Here is an 886-nt window from a genome sequence, read left to right on the forward strand (position 1 = left end):
GAAAAACGGCGTATTCCATTCCGTTGTAGACCTGCAGGCAGCCATCAACCGCTTCATCAAAGAGCACAACGAGGATCCGCGTCCCTTCGTCTGGAAAGCCGACCCCCACGACATCATCGCCGCTGTCCGGCGCGGGCACCAAACGTTGGAATCAATCCACTAGGAGAGATTGAGGAATGGGATGCGTGATATGGAGACTGCGTCTTTCGTAGCCTCTTTTCGGCGTGGAAATGATTTCCGGATCGGCCCACGCCTTCAGTTTGTATTTGTATGCACCTGCCTTCGTAGTCTTTTTGACGGGAACTTTCAGATCGCACATTTGAGAGAACAGGTTTGCAGACCGCCAATCAGCGATAATATCATCAACATTATTCCCGAAGCCAGCCGTTGCAAAAACGCGCGGTAATTCTTTGGGAAAGTAAGCGTGTCCCATCAAAGACTTTATTCTATGCTCGCGGTCCAAAGGCATCTCCCAGAAGTGGCTCGGTTTGTCTGAACAGCCTTTGACGTTTGATAAGTGGATCGTCTGCGGTTTGGTTGTTCAAGCTGGCGCCTGCGGGGCGTCATGGAGGTCGGGCGTAGCCCGGCCGGAGTGACGCCCCGCAAGTCGCGGCCAATTCACGCTGCCACGGCCTGTGGCAGATTGTCAAAGTAGGTTTGATCGGGCGTACGTCCGCCGAGGCTCGAGTGAGGTCTCCGGGCGTTGTAGAAGCCCAGGTATCGGCCGATCGAACTGCGCGCTTCGCTGACGCATGCGTCGGCGTGCAGGTAGACTTCCTCGTACTTCACCGAGCGCCACAGCCGCTCGACCACGACATTGTCGCGCCAGGCGCCGCGGCCGTCCATGCTGATGGCGATACCCTCGCGCCGCAGCACGCCCGCGCCG

2 protein-coding genes and 1 pseudogene are annotated in these 886 nt (G+C 57.3%); 1 reads left to right on the forward strand and 2 read right to left on the reverse strand.

Features of this window, described 5'->3' with window-relative positions; translation table 11 throughout:
* Positions 1-163 (forward strand): annotated as a pseudogene (locus FMM79_RS20170) (IS630 family transposase); the annotation flags it as partial.
* On the opposite strand, the gene FMM79_RS20175 reads toward FMM79_RS20170, so the two are convergent.
* Together FMM79_RS20175 and FMM79_RS20180 are read right to left on the reverse strand one after the other, a co-directional pair.
* Positions 152-433 carry a hypothetical protein gene (locus FMM79_RS20175; protein ID WP_148629310.1) on the reverse strand — a complete coding sequence of 94 codons (282 nt, stop codon included), beginning with the start codon at positions 431-433 and terminating at the stop codon, positions 152-154. The pseudogene FMM79_RS20170 and the gene FMM79_RS20175 sit on opposite strands and share 12 nt — an antisense overlap.
* A gap of 185 nt (positions 434-618) precedes the next feature.
* Positions 619-886: integrase core domain-containing protein (locus tag FMM79_RS20180; RefSeq protein WP_148629311.1), on the reverse strand; the 268-nt coding region annotated here is incomplete at its 5' end.

Origin of the sequence: Novosphingobium sp. BW1 (assembly GCF_008107685.1) — a bacterium.
Lineage (GTDB): Bacteria > Pseudomonadota > Alphaproteobacteria > Sphingomonadales > Sphingomonadaceae > Novosphingobium.

What these genes read in the sequence shown, in the direction of transcription:
- FMM79_RS20175 (WP_148629310.1), bottom strand. Translation starts at nt 433, where the DNA reads ATGGGACACGCTTACTTTCCCAAAGAATTACCGCGCGTTTTTGCAACG.